Source organism: Mycobacterium lehmannii, from assembly GCF_001499925.1.
GTDB classification, from domain to species: Bacteria; Actinomycetota; Actinomycetes; order Mycobacteriales; family Mycobacteriaceae; genus Mycobacterium; species Mycobacterium lehmannii.
In genome coordinates this window covers 42,329-57,800 of the sequence record NZ_LQIR01000056.1, presented here as the reverse complement: position 1 = coordinate 57,800, position 15,472 = coordinate 42,329, and the positions used below count along the sequence as shown (strand labels likewise).

At 65.7% G+C, this 15,472-nt stretch carries 11 protein-coding genes; 6 read left to right on the top strand and 5 right to left on the bottom strand.

Features of this window, described 5'->3' with window-relative positions; translation table 11 throughout:
- Positions 1 to 7 precede the first annotated feature (7 nt).
- Complete coding sequence (gene otsB, locus AU192_RS20975) at positions 8 to 3,751, bottom strand: trehalose-phosphatase (protein ID WP_064399451.1); 3,744 nt, start codon at positions 3,749 to 3,751, stop codon at positions 8 to 10.
- Between the two features lie 184 nt (positions 3,752 to 3,935).
- On the opposite strand from otsB, the gene ppsA reads away from it, so the two are divergent.
- Positions 3,936 to 6,221: a phosphoenolpyruvate synthase gene (gene ppsA, locus AU192_RS20970; RefSeq protein ID WP_064399450.1), complete on the top strand. Its 2,286-nt coding sequence runs from the start codon at positions 3,936 to 3,938 to the stop codon at positions 6,219 to 6,221.
- A gap of 36 nt (positions 6,222 to 6,257) precedes the next feature.
- Positions 6,258 to 6,524 (top strand): hypothetical protein, encoded by a 267-nt coding sequence (locus tag AU192_RS20965; RefSeq protein ID WP_064399449.1) that lies wholly within the window; start codon positions 6,258 to 6,260, stop codon positions 6,522 to 6,524.
- Between the two features lie 116 nt (positions 6,525 to 6,640).
- Here AU192_RS20965 and AU192_RS20960 read toward each other — a convergent pair whose 3' ends face one another.
- The 4 genes from AU192_RS20960 to AU192_RS20945 form a co-directional block, all read right to left on the bottom strand.
- A complete protein-coding gene (locus AU192_RS20960; protein ID WP_064399448.1) occupies positions 6,641 to 8,173 on the bottom strand; it encodes a bifunctional aminoglycoside phosphotransferase/ATP-binding protein in 1,533 nt (510 codons plus the stop codon).
- Positions 8,174 to 8,240: 67 nt separating this feature from the next.
- Positions 8,241 to 9,125 carry a universal stress protein gene (locus tag AU192_RS20955; RefSeq protein ID WP_064399600.1) on the bottom strand — a complete coding sequence of 295 codons (885 nt, stop codon included), beginning with the start codon at positions 9,123 to 9,125 and terminating at the stop codon, positions 8,241 to 8,243.
- A 94-nt stretch (positions 9,126 to 9,219) separates the two neighbouring features.
- Positions 9,220 to 10,101 carry a universal stress protein gene (locus tag AU192_RS20950; RefSeq protein ID WP_064399447.1) on the bottom strand — a complete coding sequence of 294 codons (882 nt, stop codon included), beginning with the start codon at positions 10,099 to 10,101 and terminating at the stop codon, positions 9,220 to 9,222.
- A 123-nt stretch (positions 10,102 to 10,224) separates the two neighbouring features.
- The gene (locus AU192_RS20945) at positions 10,225 to 10,917 is read right to left on the bottom strand and encodes a GAF and ANTAR domain-containing protein (RefSeq protein ID WP_064399446.1); all 693 of its coding nucleotides are present in this window, start codon (positions 10,915 to 10,917) and stop codon (positions 10,225 to 10,227) included.
- 199 nt (positions 10,918 to 11,116) lie between these two features.
- On the opposite strand from AU192_RS20945, the gene AU192_RS20940 reads away from it, so the two are divergent.
- The 4 genes from AU192_RS20940 to AU192_RS20925 all read left to right on the top strand — a co-directional run bounded on the left by AU192_RS20940 (position 11,117) and on the right by AU192_RS20925 (position 15,356).
- On the top strand, positions 11,117 to 12,331 hold the full coding sequence (locus AU192_RS20940; protein WP_064399445.1) for an acetyl-CoA acetyltransferase: 1,215 nt from the start codon (positions 11,117 to 11,119) through the stop codon (positions 12,329 to 12,331).
- 1 nt (position 12,332) lies between these two features.
- Positions 12,333 to 13,886, top strand: coding sequence for a carotenoid oxygenase family protein (locus AU192_RS20935; protein WP_064399444.1), 1,554 nt, complete (start codon positions 12,333 to 12,335; stop codon positions 13,884 to 13,886).
- Positions 13,887 to 13,931: 45 nt separating this feature from the next.
- Positions 13,932 to 14,798 carry a winged helix-turn-helix transcriptional regulator gene (locus AU192_RS20930; RefSeq protein ID WP_064399599.1) on the top strand — a complete coding sequence of 289 codons (867 nt, stop codon included), beginning with the start codon at positions 13,932 to 13,934 and terminating at the stop codon, positions 14,796 to 14,798.
- Positions 14,799 to 14,906: 108 nt separating this feature from the next.
- Complete coding sequence (locus tag AU192_RS20925; protein WP_064399443.1) at positions 14,907 to 15,356, top strand: Hsp20/alpha crystallin family protein; 450 nt, start codon at positions 14,907 to 14,909, stop codon at positions 15,354 to 15,356.
- Positions 15,357 to 15,472: the final 116 nt, after the last annotated feature.

Genomic DNA, 15,472 nt, shown 5'->3' with positions numbered 1-15,472 from the left:
GTACCCGTCACGCACAACCGGGCCCTGGCACAGAGTTCCGTCCATCAGCCAAGCTCTCGCCGAATTCGACAGTGCCGCCGGCATGCAGGATGCGCGCCTCGCCGTGGCATTCCACCAGCACGGGTGCGGCATCGGCGGGCTCGGCGCTAAGCGTGGCGCTTCGGCCGAAGACCCCCAGCCGCAGCCGGTGCCCCCGATAGCGGAAGGTGAACTCCAGGTGGCCAAGCGATTTCGGCCACGATGGCCCGAGCGTGATGCGGTCGCGCCGGATCTCCAGCCCGGTGAAGCACCGCTGCAGTAGATCGATACTTCCCGCCATCGCAGCCAGGTGGATGCCCTCGGATGTTGTGCCCCCTTGGATGTCGACGATGTCGGAAGCGAGCGCCTGCCGGAAGAACTCCATCGCCTGATGCCGGTTTCCGCGAGCCAATACCCACGCGTGGACGACGGCGCTCAATGTCGAGCCGTGTGAGGTCCGCATCCGGTAGTACTCGGTGGTTCTGGGGATCTGCTCAGGAGTGAAGCGGTATCCGAGCCGGTCGAAGAGCTCGTAGAGTTCGTCGGCGGACAGCAGATAGAAGAGCATGAGGGCATCGGCCTGTTTGCATGCCCGATAGTTGTTGACGTTGTCGTTCTCGGCCTCCAAAATGCGGTCGAGCCGCTGCATGTTGTCGTACCGACTGCGGTAGCCCTCCCAGTCGAGTTCCTTGAGTTCTTCATAACCTTCGAATTGACTGATCACACCGTCATGGAAGGGCACGAACATCCGCCGGCTGACATCCTCCCAGAGTGCGAGGTCGGCGTCGCTGATGCCGAGCGTTTCGAGCAACGCAAGCCGGTAATACATCGGAATCCGTTCGAGGGCTTCAAGTGCCCTCATGATCACCCAAACCGTCATGACGTTGGTGTAGGCGTTGTTGTCGATCCCGTCGTATTCCCTTCCCGGGTAGCCGGAATGGAACTCGTCGGGTCCGATGACGCCGCGGATCACGTAGCGTTCCCTATCAGAGTCGTATTCGGCGAGGCTGACCCAGAATCGCGCGATGTCCGCGAGCATCTCGGCGCCGTAGTCGATCAGGAATCCGATGTCGCCCGTGACCTCGTAGTGCTGCCACACGTTGTAGGCGATGGCAAGCCCGATGTGGTGGGCGCGAGCGCTCGCATCTGGGTTCCACCGGCCGGATCGGGGATTGAGGTGTAGCCGCTGACTCTCCTCACGGCCGTCGCTCCCGGACTGCCACGGATACATTGCGCCCGCATAACCGGCCTCGACGGCGGCACGGCGAGCTTCGGCCAGCCGGCGGTAGCGGTACATCAACAGTGATCGGGTGACCTTGGGCAGTCGCATGTTCGTGACCGGAAAGACGAAAAGCTCGTCCCAGAACACGTGTCCCCGGTATGCCTCACCGTGGAGCCCACGAGCGGGGACGCCGACATCCAAGTCGGCGGTATGGGGCGAGAGTGTCTGCAGCAGGTGGAGTTGGTGCAGGCGCACAATGCGACGCAGGTCCGCGTCCGAACCCATCTCGATGTTGAATCGCTCCCACAGGTGCGCCCACGCCAGTTGGTGTCCCCGTTCGAGTTCGGCGTATCCACCAATCCGGCGTAGTTCACGTTCGGCCGCAGAAACCGGACCGGAAATTCCATGGTCGCGGCTGGTGTACAGAGTCACTACCTCTTCGAGGGTGACCGCTTGTCCCGCGCTGACATCCAGGGCGATATCACGCCCCACCCGCATTGAATCGACAACAAGGCGACGGGTCGACTCGATTCCGCCGCTCTGGCTGCGTACCGTGCTGCGCTTGGCGACGGCGACTTCGATGTTCGACTCGACGGTCCGCACCGCCAACAACACTGAGTTGTCAGATATCTCGCGGGTTTGGACGACGTTGACGTGCCGCGACGACAGTTCGCGATAGCGCTCGACTCCATGGTTGTGGATGTCGCCGTCGACGAGAGTGCGAAACTCGAGTCGTCCGGACCAGTCGTCGGCCTGCACTGTCGTCTGGATAGCGGCGGCGTGGGGAAGGTGCATCGCCACGAATCGGCTCTGCGACACACGGATGGTCCGCCCAGCCTGGTCGGCGAACGAGAACTCGCGCCACAGCGTTGCCCCGCGTAGGTCGATCGTGACCAGATAGGACGAGACGTCCACCTCGTCGATGTTCAGCCACGGCCCGTCGTCGATGCGAAAAGTCACCGGCAGCCAGTTCGGCAGGTTCACCAGGCTCTCGTTGTCGATCACCGATCCCGCCACCTGATCGGTCAGGCGGTTGTAGACGCCCGCGACGTAGGTCCCCGGGTAGTGAAAGTCTCCGGCACGGCATTCGGGTGCCGCTCCCCGCACGGCCATGTAGCCGTTCCCCAAGGTGCACAGCGCTTCTCGCAGTTTCTCGTCGGCTGCTTGGTAGCCACCGAACGTCAGTTTCCAGGGATCGTTCGACGTATCGCGCTCTGCGGCCAACTGGTCGGTGAGCCGTCCGAGGAATCGACACACGTGCTCTGGCCCCTCCAGGGTGAACCGCGCCGCCGATCGCCTGTCGCCCGATTCGTCGCTACGGACCGCAATGCCGATGCCCTTGTGGCGAACCGCGTCGAACGCATCTTCATCGGTCAGATCGTCACCGATGTAGATAGGTAACAGCGGCCGCGAGTCGTCGACCTGATCCACGATCCACTCCAGCGTCTTCCCCTTGTCCCAACCGACGTCGGGCCGAAGTTCAATCACCTTGCGACCGCCGCTGCTTCGTAACCTGTGATTCTGTCCCACTGTCCGTACTGCGGCGACCACTCGGTCAACATGTTCGGGCCTGACGTTGCGGTAGTGGACGGCCACCGAGAACCGCTTCTTCTCGATCACGAGCCCGTCGACACCGGCCAACCAGTCGCGCAGTTCTGCCGAAGCAGTGGCAAGGGTGCGAATCGCTTGTACCCCCGCCTCATTCTGATGATGCGAGCCGTCAGGAGCCACGAGCTCGAATCCGTGACTGCCGGCGTACCACAGCCCGGGCACGTCGACCCGCGACCGAATGTCGTCCAAACCTCGGCCGCTGATCACCGCGACCGGGCAGTGGGCGGCCAGAGACTTCAGCATCTCGCCCGCTCCGGGGATCAGGGTTGCCGCGTCGGGGTCGTTGACGATTTCAGAGATGGTTCCGTCGAAGTCCAGTAGTACCGCTGGTTGCCGGGTGTCTGCCAAGGGCGCGATCTGGCTGTAGGACAAGAGAGCGTCGGCCGTGGCAGAAAGGCGTTGATAGCCGTCGCGGACCGTCACCTCGACGAGGTCGTCAACCACCACATCGGCACCGGCACGAAGCAGCGCTGCACCGTCTTGGGCGGGGTCCACCGCGACCACCAGCCCGAATCCGCCGTCGCGGCCCGCCGTCACTCCCGCGATGTCGTCGTCGACAATGACGCAGCGTGCAGGAGCTACCCCAAGGCTTCGCGCCACGTGGTGTAGGGCGTCACGGTGTCGGCCCCCCGAATCGGGTATGTCGGGAACCGACGAACGATCGATGCGTATGGCGAACAGGTCGGAACCTGTTGCCGCTCGGAAGATCGCGCTGCGATCGTCCGATGAGACGACAGCGGTTTCGATGTCGGCGGACCGGAGTTGGCGGGCCAGCTTGATGGTGGAATCGGCCACCGGCAAGCGGTCGGTCGGTGTTGTGACGGTTTCGGCCACGACGCCGTCGAGGTCGAAGATCACCGCGTCGTGGTAACGCGGGTCAACGAAGACCGGAAGCTTCATCGCCCCTCCTCCGAAAAGAGATTCGGTACTGAGGTCATCGTTTCGACGGGGCACGCGGAAGGGTCAGAAGTCACATCATCGACCGGTTAGGGACTTAGGCCCGTCCGCGGTCGGGACGTTGGTCCTCAACGTCATGGCCCTCGGATGGTACGTCGAACATGCTGTCCAGAGCAGGATGAGACCTATGGACGTTCGAGACGATCTCACCTTCATCCGCGATATCTCCGCGCTGACGATCGCCGATGCCGAAGAGGCCGGAGGCAAGGGCGCCAACATGGGCGAGCTGGTCGCCGCCAACCTGCCGGTTCCACCCGGATTCGTTCTGCTGCGGGATTGTTACCGCCAGTCCATGAGGTCCGGCGGGGTCGAAGCAGAGCTGAACGCGTTGCATCGAGAGGCGCTTGACGCCGTCGTCGACACCGCGCGGCTCACCGAGTTGTCGGAGCGCATGCAGGGCCTGGTGCACAAGGCCGGTGCCGGCGACGAGGTGCGACGGCTGATCCTGTCCGCTTACCACGGCATGGGGCCGGGCGCGGTGGTTGCGGTACGTTCCTCGGCCACTGGCGAGGACGGCGCGGACGCCTCGTTCGCGGGCATGAACGCCACCATCACCAACGTCACCGGCGACGAGGCGCTGGTGGAGGCGGTGGTGCGGTGCTGGATGTCGTTGTTTAGCCCGCGCGTCATCACCTACCGCTCGAGCCGCGGCTTCACCAGTGATCCGGCAATGGCTGTCGTCGTGCAGGAGATGGTTCATTCGGAAAAGGCCGGAGTCGCGTTCACCGCCGACCCCAGCAACGGCGCCCAGGACCGAGTGGTCATCGAGGGCGCGTTCGGTCTCGGCGAGGTCGTGGTGTCCGGAGAGGTCGAACCCGACACCTACATCGTCTCCAAGGAGACGATGCAACCCCTCGATGTCCGACTGGGTCACAAGGCGTTCAAGATCGTACGGGGCGAGGATGGGCACGATGCCGTCGTCGACCTCGACGAGTCGCAGGCCGATGCCCGCGTACTGACCGACGGGGAATTGAGATCGATAGCCGAACTGGCCATGGCGACCGAGCGGCACAACGGTTGTCCACAAGACACCGAGTGGGCGATCGCGGGGGGTAAGACCTATCTGGTTCAGGCGCGGCCGATCACCACGCTGGGCCACACCACTCCCGCCGCCGCAGACAAACACCTGGTGCTGGCCCGCGGCCTCGCCGCGGCGCCCGGGATCGCTTCGGGAAAGGTGCGGGTGCTGGAGTCACCCGACGAGGGCGCTCAGCTGCAGGAGGGCGAGATCCTCGTCGCGCAGATGACTAATCCGGACTGGTTGCCGACCATCCGACGAGCGGCGGCGCTGGTGACCGACACCGGCGGCATGACGTGCCACGCCGCAATCGTGGCTCGCGAATTGAGTGTGCCGTGCGTCGTCGGCACCCGGACTGCGACGAGAGACCTCCACGACGGTACGACGGTCACGGTCGACGGCGCCCGCGGTGAGGTGGTGTCCGGCCGGGTGCGGCCTTCGTCGACGACATCGGCGACCGAGCAGCGCTCCCCGAGCCGGCCGCACAGCGAAACCACCGGCACGAAGGTCTATGTCAACCTGGCCATGCCCGAGGCCGCCGAAACCGTTGCCGCACAAGCGGTCGACGGTGTGGGGCTGTTGCGTGCCGAATTCATGCTGACCGATGCGCTGGCCGGCCGTCATCCCCGTGACCTCATCGCCCACGGGGAGCATCGCACGCTTGTGGACAAGTTGGGGACGTCTGTCGGGCGGATCGCCGCGGCGTTCGCCCCGAGGCCGGTCATCTACCGGGCAACTGACTTCCGCACCAACGAGTTCCGGGGCCTGAAAGGCGGCGAGACCTACGAGCCGGTCGAACACAACCCGATGATCGGCTATCGCGGCTGCTACCGATATGTGAACGAGCCGGATCTGTTCGCGCTGGAACTGGAGGCGCTGGCGCGAGTCCGCGAACAGTCCCCGAATGTCGGGCTGATGATCCCGTTCGTCCGCACCAAATGGGAATTGGAGGCTTGCCTCGAGCTCGTCGATGCCAGTCCGCTCGGGCGCCAGCGCGGCCTGCACCGTTGGGTGATGGCCGAGGTGCCTTCGGTCGTGCACTGGCTTCCCGAATACATCGGGATGGGCATCGACGGTGTGTCGATCGGAAGCAACGACCTGACTCAGCTGATGCTCGGAGTCGACCGCGATTCCGATGTGTGCGCTGAGTTGTTCGACGAATCCGACCCCGCCGTGCTCGATGCCATCGGCCAGATCATCAGCACAGCAAGGAAATACGGCATTACCTCGTCACTGTGCGGTCAGGCGCCGTCCACGAACCCGGCATTCGCCGAACACCTGGTGCGGTTGGGCATCACGTCGGTATCGGTCAACCCCGATGCCGCAGATACCACCCGGCATGTCATCGCCGCAGCCGAGCGGCGGCTGCTGCTCGAAGCCGCACGGTTGAGTTGAGGCGGGCATGAAACCAGCCGACGACAAGGCCCTGAGGTGACCAAGGCGGAGCACGACGAGGAGACCGAGGAGTCGCGCGACACGATCGTGTGGGGTTTCTTCCGGTCGGAATTCGCCGGACCGATCTATGTCGACTGGCCTATCGACCGGCGCCTGGACGGCTACCTGTTACATCATGGACCGGCCGAACTTCTCATCGACGGCTCCGCCTACGACGAGTTGCTCGAGCAGGTCATGGCCAACATCGGGTTGGCGCAGCGCAAGGGCATCCTGCCACCGATCAAAGAAATCCGTCATGATTAAGCCGGTCGTGTCGATTGACGGCATCGACAGCGAACGGCTCGCTGAGGCGTCGAGCGGCGTTCGGCCATCGCCGCGGTGACGCCGGCGATGTCTGCACTTACCCGGGGGATCGGGCGTCAAACGCCGTCAACTGCTTCGCCATCACAGCCTCCGCCGACGGCCATGCGAAATATCCGGTGTGCCTCGTCCACCGAGTCCGCGAGCGGACGGGCGGTGTCGAGTCGGTGGGCTCGATCGGGGACCGCGTCGCCACCGAGCGCAACGGCGATCTGTGGTGTCGCATCCGAACTCGACGACCCTCTGGCCACCACCCGCTCAGCGGCTTCCGCCGACGACAGCGAACAGACGAAATGAACCACGGCCGATGAGGTTTCGGCAGCCAGTCGATACGCCCTCTCCTGCCGATGCGTATCGCGCCAGGTGCCGTCGAGCACGACGGTCTCACCGGCGGACAGCAGAGCGCGAGCTCGACGCAGCACCTCGTCGTAGACCGCGCGCACGTTCTCGGGTGCATACAGTCCCACACCCAGTTCGCCCGCCCGGCCCGCGATGACTCCCGACCGTTGTAGCTCGCGCCGCACCTCATCCGTAGAAATGACCCGGGCGTTCACCCGTTCGGCCAATCCGTGCGCCACCGTGGTCTTGCCGGTTCCCGGGCCGCCGCCGACGATGACCAACCCGACGGTGCACGACCGCAGGTGGGTCAGGGCGATGTCGAGATGGCGTATCGCGTCGGCCACCGCTTCCGGGTGCCCTTGATCGACGCGGATGCAGTCCACCTTCGCCCGCACCACGGCGCGGTACGCGACGCTGAAATCCCTCAAGGACCTCGGTGCGGGATCGTCAGCCCGCCGGAGGTACTCGTCGAAGAAGTTATCAGCGAGGTCCTTTCGGCCGAGGAACTCCAGGTCCATCGCGAGAAAGGCGGCATCGTCGACACCGTCGACGTAGCGCAGTCGATCGTCGAACTCGAGGCAGTCGAGCAGTACCGGACCGTCTGGCATGCAGAAGATGTCCTGTGTCTGCAGATCCCCGTGACCGTCGACGACGCGTCCCGCCGCGATCCGCTGCGTGAACAACTGGTCACGGCCGGCCAGGTACCGGTCCGCCAGGCGCGTGACCTCGCGAAGCGTCGCCTCCGGGATGACCCTGTCGGTGTATCGCTTCAACTCGTCGAGGTTCTGGTGCCAGCGCTGGAAGGCGGCGGCGACCGTCGCCTGTTCGTCAATCTGTGGGCCGCGGAGCGCGTTTCGGTGGAACTGCGCCAACCGGTCTGCGATGGCGGTGAGGCATCCGTCGACGGGATCGCCGTTGCGTACCAGCGCGGCAAGCCGCGCGGATTCCGGGTAGCGGCGCATCACGATGACCGGTTCGGGAGGTTCACCCGGCGTGGCGAAGTGGCCCACGCCGAAATAGCTGTCCGGCGCCAACCTGCGATTCAGTTCCACTTCGCGTTGACACGCCTGCTCGCGACGTTCGCGGGTGCTGAAGTCCAGGAAGTCCGTGACGATCGCTTTCTTCGTCTTATACGCCCGGTCCCCGATGAGAGCAACCAGCCCCGTGTGGGTCTCATGGATCTCCGCGTGGAGATTCCCGTTGCCGCTGAACGGGTCTCGGCGGGTGCTCGCGGTAACCGACGCGGTCGTCATACCTCAACCCTCTCGCAGCGACGCTCTCGGTAACAGGGCCGGAAGACCCTTTACCGCAGCCGACGCATCATCGATGCGGCCGGCAGACCATGACCGGAACGGTGGCGTGTTGCAACAGATTCAACGCCGTCGAGCCCAGGATGGCGCTGGTGAGCACAGTCTTCCCGTAGCTTCCGACCACCAGCAGCTGCGCACCGTCGGCGCTACAGCGATCCATCAGTGCTACAGCGGGTTTCGCGTTCTCGACGTAGCACGGAGCGGACACCTGTGTGTAGCGCTGGTTGTATCGGTCGACATCGCTTGTCAGCTGTGCCCACTCCGCCGTCGCCAACGCATCCCAGTCGATCAGCAGAGGCAGTCGCGCGGCCACCGCGCGCAGCGGCGACGACCACGACCGCACGGCCGCCAACTTCGCATTGAACCGTTCGGCGAACTCGAACGCGTTCTCCAGAGCGGCCAGAGACGACGGTGTTCCGTCCACCCCGACGACTACCGGATCGTCCGTCGGCACGACGTTCGACCCTCGCCAAGCGACAACGGGGCAGTCCGCGCGCGTCGCCACCGCCAGTGTCGTCGAACCCAGCAAAAGCGCACCCGCAGCGGTGACTTCATCGTTTCCCACCACGATCATCCGTGCGGTCTTGCCCAGTTGCACCAGCACCTCGGCGACCGGAACATCGGTGGACAGAGTCGTCACTTCGAGTTCGTTGTGGTCCGAACGCACGATCTCCTCCGCGCGGCGCAGAATAGCGTCGGCACTCTCGCGCTGGTGCTCGAGGACGGCCGCTCGCATCGCGGCGACAGTGTCGGTCAGGTTGTGCCCGACGGCCGGCAGCGCATGCACGATGTGCAACGACGTTTCGTACGCCGAAGCCACTGCGCCCGCCCATCGCGCCGCGTTGACCGCGCCATCGCTGCCGTCCACGCCGACCACAACCGCACCTGTCCGCATCGTGACTCCTGTCATCACCTTCGAGGTTCGTTCGCTCCTGAAGTGATGATGACCGGTGTCGCATGCCCGGCGTAGAGGCGAAAGTCCCTGGACTTCAGCGCCGAGCGATGATGACCGGCATGCGTGCGGCCTGCGCGACGGCCGAGCTCACCGATCCGAGCAACATCCCGGCGAACCCGCCGAGGCCCCGGCTGCCCACCACGAGAAGCTGGGCCCGTTCGGATTCCTCGAGCAGCCGGCGAGCCGGATTGCCGGGGCCGACGATGCGCTGAACGGCGACATCGGGATAGCGCTCGCTCCAGCCGGCAAGGCGCTGCGCGAGCTCCTCATCCGCCCGCGCACCGCCGTCTCGGACGCCGAAATCTCCGGTGCCCGTCCATGTGTGAACGGCTAGCAGCTCCACCCCGCGTCGATCGGCCTCGTCGAAGGCGATCTCTGTCGCGAACTCCGAGGCGGGTGAGCCGTCGATGCCGACCGCCACCGGGGCCGTCGCCGGATGATCCATCAGGGGGTCCTCGTCGTGGATCACCGCCACCGGGCAGCGCGCATGGTGCACAAGACCGGAGCTGACCGAACCGAGAAGCAGACCTTTGACACCTCCGAGGCCGCGGCAGCCGACGACGGTCAGCTCGGCGCCTTCGGACAAGTCGACGAGCGACGAAACGGTGGCGCCGGCGAGAATGCGATGGTCGACCTCGATGCCGGGTGTGGCGCCGATGGCATCACGAACGAGCCCGAGAGCGTCCTCGATCACGGCCTTCCCGCGGCGCTCCCGCTCGGCGGCGAACTGACCCGACATCGGGAGGTCCACCCACGCGCCATTCGTGTTCGAGGGCAGCACGTGGACGACGGTCAAGGGCACACCGCGCAACGCTGCGTCGCGGGCCGCCCAGTCAGTCGCCGCTCGGGAGGCCGGCGACCCGTCCACTCCGACCACGACGCCGCGCGCGCCGGGCGTCGCTGCGGTTGCGCTCATCTGACCCTCCTGGTGGGGCGTCGATTACGCCCCGCCCACAATGCTCGCCGGGGCGGCGCGCGAACCGAAGAGTCGAAAGTCACCAGCCGCCGACGAAGGATCCTGTCGGCCGCATCCCTGGTCTCAGATACCGCTGCGCGTGTCGATGACGCGCTGCGCGACGTCCGCGAGCTTGACGTTGCTGTCCTGTGAGAGCTGTTTGAGCATCTCGAACGCCCGCACCTCGTCCACGCCGTATCGCTCCATGATGATGCCCTTGGCCTGGCCGATGCGATCCCTGGTGGCCATCGCCGACTTCAGCTGTTCGCCTTCCCGGCTGGCCAGCAGTGCCGCGGCGGCGTGCGCGGCCAGAACTGTGCCGATCATCTCGTCGTCAGCATCGAAAGCGCGCGCTTTGAAGCTGAACATGTTCAGCGCTCCGGCGGTGCGATCGGCGGTGTACAGCTTGATCGACAGCCCGCTGAGCACGCCGCGCTCGACCGCGGCGGCCGAATACAGCGGCCAGCGGCCCTCAGTACGGAAGTCGTCGGTCCGCAGAATCGACTCGTCCAGGGCGGCCTCCACGCAGGGGCCCTCGCCGAACTGCATCTGGATTTCGTCGAGCGTGTGCGGCAACTCCGACGTGCCTGCGAGCGATTCGAACCTCCCTCCCCGGCCGATCAGAAGCACTCCCACGGTGTCGGCGCCCGGAATCAGCTCACGCGCGGTGTCGGTGACATCGTCGAGCACCTCGTTGACCGTGCTCGGCGGGGCGGAAGCCCGCGCCAACTCGGCCATTCGCTCGGCCAGGTCATGGGTGCGGGAGGACGGGGTCATGCCCGGAAGTCTTCCCCTTCGAGCGTCGGAGTACACGATTGTTTGCGGTTCGGGGCAGTGGGCATGTCGTGAGCAAGCTCGGGTGACGGTCGACCGTTTCTCGCGCCGAGGTCTCGTCGGTTAAGACAGCAGCCGACGGGGCCGACCTCTACGCCGCCCGCCGCACAGTCGCTCTCTTAGTTGTAGTAGCGTCGCGGCTGTGGGCGCACCCGATGTCTGGATCCTTGGCGGTTATCAGAGCGACTTCGCCAGGAATGTCACGCGCGAGGGACGGGATTTCGCCGACTTGACCAGTGAAGTTGTCGAGTCGACACTGGCGGCGGCCAAGCTCGACGCCCGCGATGTCGAGGTGGTGCACGTCGGCAACGCGTTCGGCGAACTCTTCGCGTTCCAGGGCCACCTGGGGGCGATGCCGGCTTCGGTGCACACAGGGTTGTGGGGCAAACCGGCGACACGGCACGAAGCCGCGTGTGCGTCGGGCAGCGTCGCAGCGCTGTCTGCCATCGCGGATCTGCGGTCGGGGGCCTACCGGTCGGCGCTGGTGCTCGGTGTAGAGCTGGAGAAGACCGTCGCAGGGGATACCGGCGCCCGGCACCTCGGCGCCGCCGCGTGGACCGGTCACGAGGGCGCCGATGCGACCTTCATGTGGCCTCACATGTTCGACCGGGTGGCCGCCGAGTACGACCGGCGCTACGGCATCGACGAATCGCACCTGCGCGCCATCGCGGCACTGAACTTCACCAACGCGCGAGCGAACCCGCATGCGCAGACTCGCGGATGGAACGTGCCGGATCCGCTGACCGACGACGACGCCACCAACCCGGTCGTGGAAGGTCGGTTGCGCCGATTCGACTGCAGCCAGCTGACCGACGGCGGCGCCGGCGTCGTCCTGGCCACCGACGAATTCCTTGGCGACCATCCGGGCTTGCGTCCGCTCGGCCGCGTCGCCGGCTGGGGCCACCGGACGGTGGGGCTGGGCCTGCAGCAGAAACTCGACCGTGCCGCCGACGATCCGTACGTGCTGCCGCATGTGCGGGGTACGGTGCTCGACGCCTTCGGTCGCGCTGGCGTCACGCTCGACGACGTCGATGGGTTCGAGGTCCACGACTGCTTCACCCCCAGCGAGTACCTCGCGATCGATCACCTCGGTCTCACCGGGCCTGGCGAATCGTGGAAGGCCATCGAGAACGGCGAGATCGAGATCGGCGGACGGCTGCCGATCAACCCCAGCGGCGGCCTGATCGGTGGCGGCCATCCGGTCGGCGCCTCCGGGGTGCGGATGCTGCTCGATGCGGCCAAGCAGGTCAGCGGCGGCGCTGGCGACTACCAGGTCGAGGGCGCAACGACGTTCGGCACCTTGAACTTCGGCGGTAGCACCGCCACCACCGTCAGCTTCATCGTCGGGAGGGCATGACATGGGAAGCGCGAACGTGGAGATCGTCGGCAAGTACCTGTCGACGCTTCCGGACGACGACGACCACCCGTACCGCACCGGACCGTGGCGTCCCCAGAACACCGAATGGGACGCCGACGACCTCGCGGTGGTCGAGGGCGAGATCCCGTCCGACCTGGACGGTGTCTACCTGCGCAACACCGAGAATCCGCTGCACCCGGCGCTGAAGTTCTACCACCCCTTCGATGGTGACGGAATGGTGCACATCGTCGGGTTCCGCGACGGAAAGGCGTTCTACCGCAACCGCTTTGTCCGCACCGACGGTCTGCTCGCCGAAAACGATGCAGGCGGTCCGCTGTGGCCTGGGCTGGCCGAGCCCATCGAACTGGCCAAGCGTAATCACGGCTGGGGCGCAAGGACTTTGATGAAGGACGCGTCGAGCACCGACGTCATCGTCCATCGCGGTGTCGCGCTCACCAGTCACTATCAGTGCGGCGATCTGTACCGCATCGACCCGTTCTCCGGCGACACCCTCGGCAAGGAGGATTGGCACGGGAGGTTCCCCGCGGACTGGGGCGTTTCGGCACACCCGAAGGTTGACGACCGCACCGGCGAGCTGTTGTTCTTCACGTACAGCAAGCAGGCCCCCTACCTGCGCTACGGCGTCGTCGACGACGGAGGCAACCTCGTCCACCTCACCGACATCCCGCTGCCCGGCCCGCGACTGCCGCACGACATGGCGTTCACCGAGAACTACGCGATCCTCAACGACTTTCCGATGTTCTGGGATCCCACGCTGCTCGAAGCCGGGATCCACTTGCCGGGCTTTCACCCCGACATGCCGTCGCGGTTCGCCGTAGTCCCCCGCCGCGGCGGACCCGCCGACATCCGGTGGTTCGAAGCCGACCCGACGTTCGTGCTGCACTTCACCAACGCCTACGAGGACGGTGACGAGATCGTTCTCGACGGCTTCTTCGAAGGCGACCCGTCCCCGGTCGACACGAGGGCAGGCGACCGGTGGCAGCGGGCATTTCGGTTTCTGGCGTTGGACCGGTTGCAGACCCGGCTGCACCGCTGGCGGTTCAATCTCGTCACCGGGCAGACCACCGAGGAGCAGCTGACCGACTCCATCACCGAATTCGGCACGATCAACAGCGGTTACGCAGGGCTCCCCTACCGCTACACGTACGCGGCAACCGGTAAGCCGGGCTGGTTCCTGTTCGACGGGTTGGTCAAACACGATCTGCGCACCGGTGCCGAACAGCGGTTCAGCCTCCCCGACGGTGTGTACGGCAGCGAGACCGCGATGGCACCCAGCTCGAATGTCGCCGTCCCGGCCCCGGGAATCGACGGCACCGCCGAAGACGACGGCTACCTCGTCACACTCACCACCGACATGAACGCCGACGCCTCCTACTGCCTGGTGTTCGACGCGGCCCGGGTCGACGACGGCCCGGTGTGCAAACTGGCTCTGCCAGAACGGGTTTCCAGCGGGACACACGCGACGTGGGCCTCGGGATCGGAACTGCGGCGGTGGCGGAAAACCGATTCGGCGGCCGAGGCCGTCGGCCTGTAGGTGGCCCCGCCCCAGTCCGTGCCCGAGCCGAACGCCGTCGCCCGCATGCTCGGCTTGCTCGGCGACGAGTGGACTCTGCTCGTCATGCAGCAGTCGCTGCTGGGGGCGACCCGTTTCGGTGACTTCAAGTCTCGCCTGCCGATCTCCAACAATGTGCTGACAACCCGACTCCGAACGCTGACCGCCGTGGGACTGCTCGAGCGTCGCCAATACCAGGAAGGACCGCAGCGTTTCCAGTACGTCGGCACGCCGCGCGGCCGGTCGCTGTGGCCGGTGCTGCTGTCGATTTGGGAGTGGGAGCGCCACTGGGTTCCCGACCACGCCGAGCCGCTGCCCGCCATGCGCCATGCCGCATGCGGCGCCGATTTCACACCGATGGTGACGTGCCGCTCGTGCGGCGAGACTGCCGGCGACAAAGACGTTGTCCCCCAATGGGGTCCGAGTGGGTCGTGGGAGCGGTCGGTGCCCTCGGCCACCGCGACGCGCAGGCGCTCGGAGGCCGATCAACACACGGCCGCGGGTCTGTTCCCGCAGACGATGAGCATCATGGGAAACCGCTGGGGGTTCGCACTGCTGGTGGCGGCATTCGTCGGAGTTCGGCGCTTTACCGACTTCCAGGCTCAGCTCGGAGCGCCCCCCGGATCGATCGCCGACAGGCTGACCACGTTCTGCGCCAACGGGGTGCTCGCCGACGTCGGCGACCGATACGAACTGACCGACAAGGGTCGCGCCCTGTTCCCGATCCTGATCTCCGCCCTGCAGTGGGCCCAGCGCTGGTTCACCGGCCCCGACGGCCCCGCGGTCCTGCTGACGCACACCGCCTGCCGGCAGGACTTCACCGCCGTCTTCGCATGCGACCGATGCCGTCGGCCGCTGGTCGGCGCGCAGGTCTCAGCCGTCGAAATCTCGTAAAAAACTTCTAGCACTCTTGGGTGGTGAGTGCTAACATCGCAGGTGCGCACAGTGATTTGGCTGCCCGCCAGGGTGGCGGGCTCTGAGTGATATAGGAGGTGAATTGCTGTGCTTCGCTTTGATCCGTTCACCGAACTTGATGCTCTGACCCGGGGTCTTCTGACGAACCAGACCGGATCAAATCGTTCCCCCCGGTTCATGCCGATGGACCTGTGCAAGGTCGACGACCACTATCTGCTGACCGCCGATCTGCCCGGCGTTGATCCCGGCTCAGTGGATGTCAACGTCGACAACGGCACGCTGACGATCTCGGCACACCGCACCGCACGGTCGGACGACGGTGTGCAGTGGCTGGCCAACGAGCGGTTCTTCGGCACCTACCGCAGGCAGCTGTCCCTCGGCGAAGGTGTTGACGCGTCAAAGATTTCGGCGACCTACGAGAACGGCGTGCTGTCCGTGACCATCCCGATGGCCGAACGCGCCAAGCCGCGCAAGATCGACGTCGCCCACGGCGGCGGCCAGAAGTCGATCGAAACCACGACCGTCGAAGCCGGGTAACCGCGCCTAGCCGCAACTGCGGTCAGATCGCGTGCGATCTGGCCGCAGTTCGGCATGTCTACGCGCCCCTCTACGGCAGATTTACGCATCCGCGCCGATGTTTCCCCATGCTCACG

What these genes read in the sequence shown, in the direction of transcription:
- AU192_RS20955 (WP_064399600.1), bottom strand. Translation starts at nt 9,125, where the DNA reads ATGCGGACAGGTGCGGTTGTGGTCGGCGTGGACGGCAGCGATGGCGCG.
- AU192_RS20945 (WP_064399446.1), bottom strand. Translation starts at nt 10,917, where the DNA reads ATGACCCCGTCCTCCCGCACCCATGACCTGGCCGAGCGAATGGCCGAG.
- AU192_RS20935 (WP_064399444.1), top strand. Translation starts at nt 12,333, where the DNA reads ATGGGAAGCGCGAACGTGGAGATCGTCGGCAAGTACCTGTCGACGCTT.
- AU192_RS20950 (WP_064399447.1), bottom strand. Translation starts at nt 10,101, where the DNA reads ATGAGCGCAACCGCAGCGACGCCCGGCGCGCGCGGCGTCGTGGTCGGA.
- ppsA (WP_064399450.1), top strand. Translation starts at nt 3,936, where the DNA reads ATGGACGTTCGAGACGATCTCACCTTCATCCGCGATATCTCCGCGCTG.
- AU192_RS20930 (WP_064399599.1), top strand. Translation starts at nt 13,932, where the DNA reads ATGCTCGGCTTGCTCGGCGACGAGTGGACTCTGCTCGTCATGCAGCAG.
- AU192_RS20960 (WP_064399448.1), bottom strand. Translation starts at nt 8,173, where the DNA reads ATGACGACCGCGTCGGTTACCGCGAGCACCCGCCGAGACCCGTTCAGC.
- otsB (WP_064399451.1), bottom strand. Translation starts at nt 3,751, where the DNA reads ATGAAGCTTCCGGTCTTCGTTGACCCGCGTTACCACGACGCGGTGATC.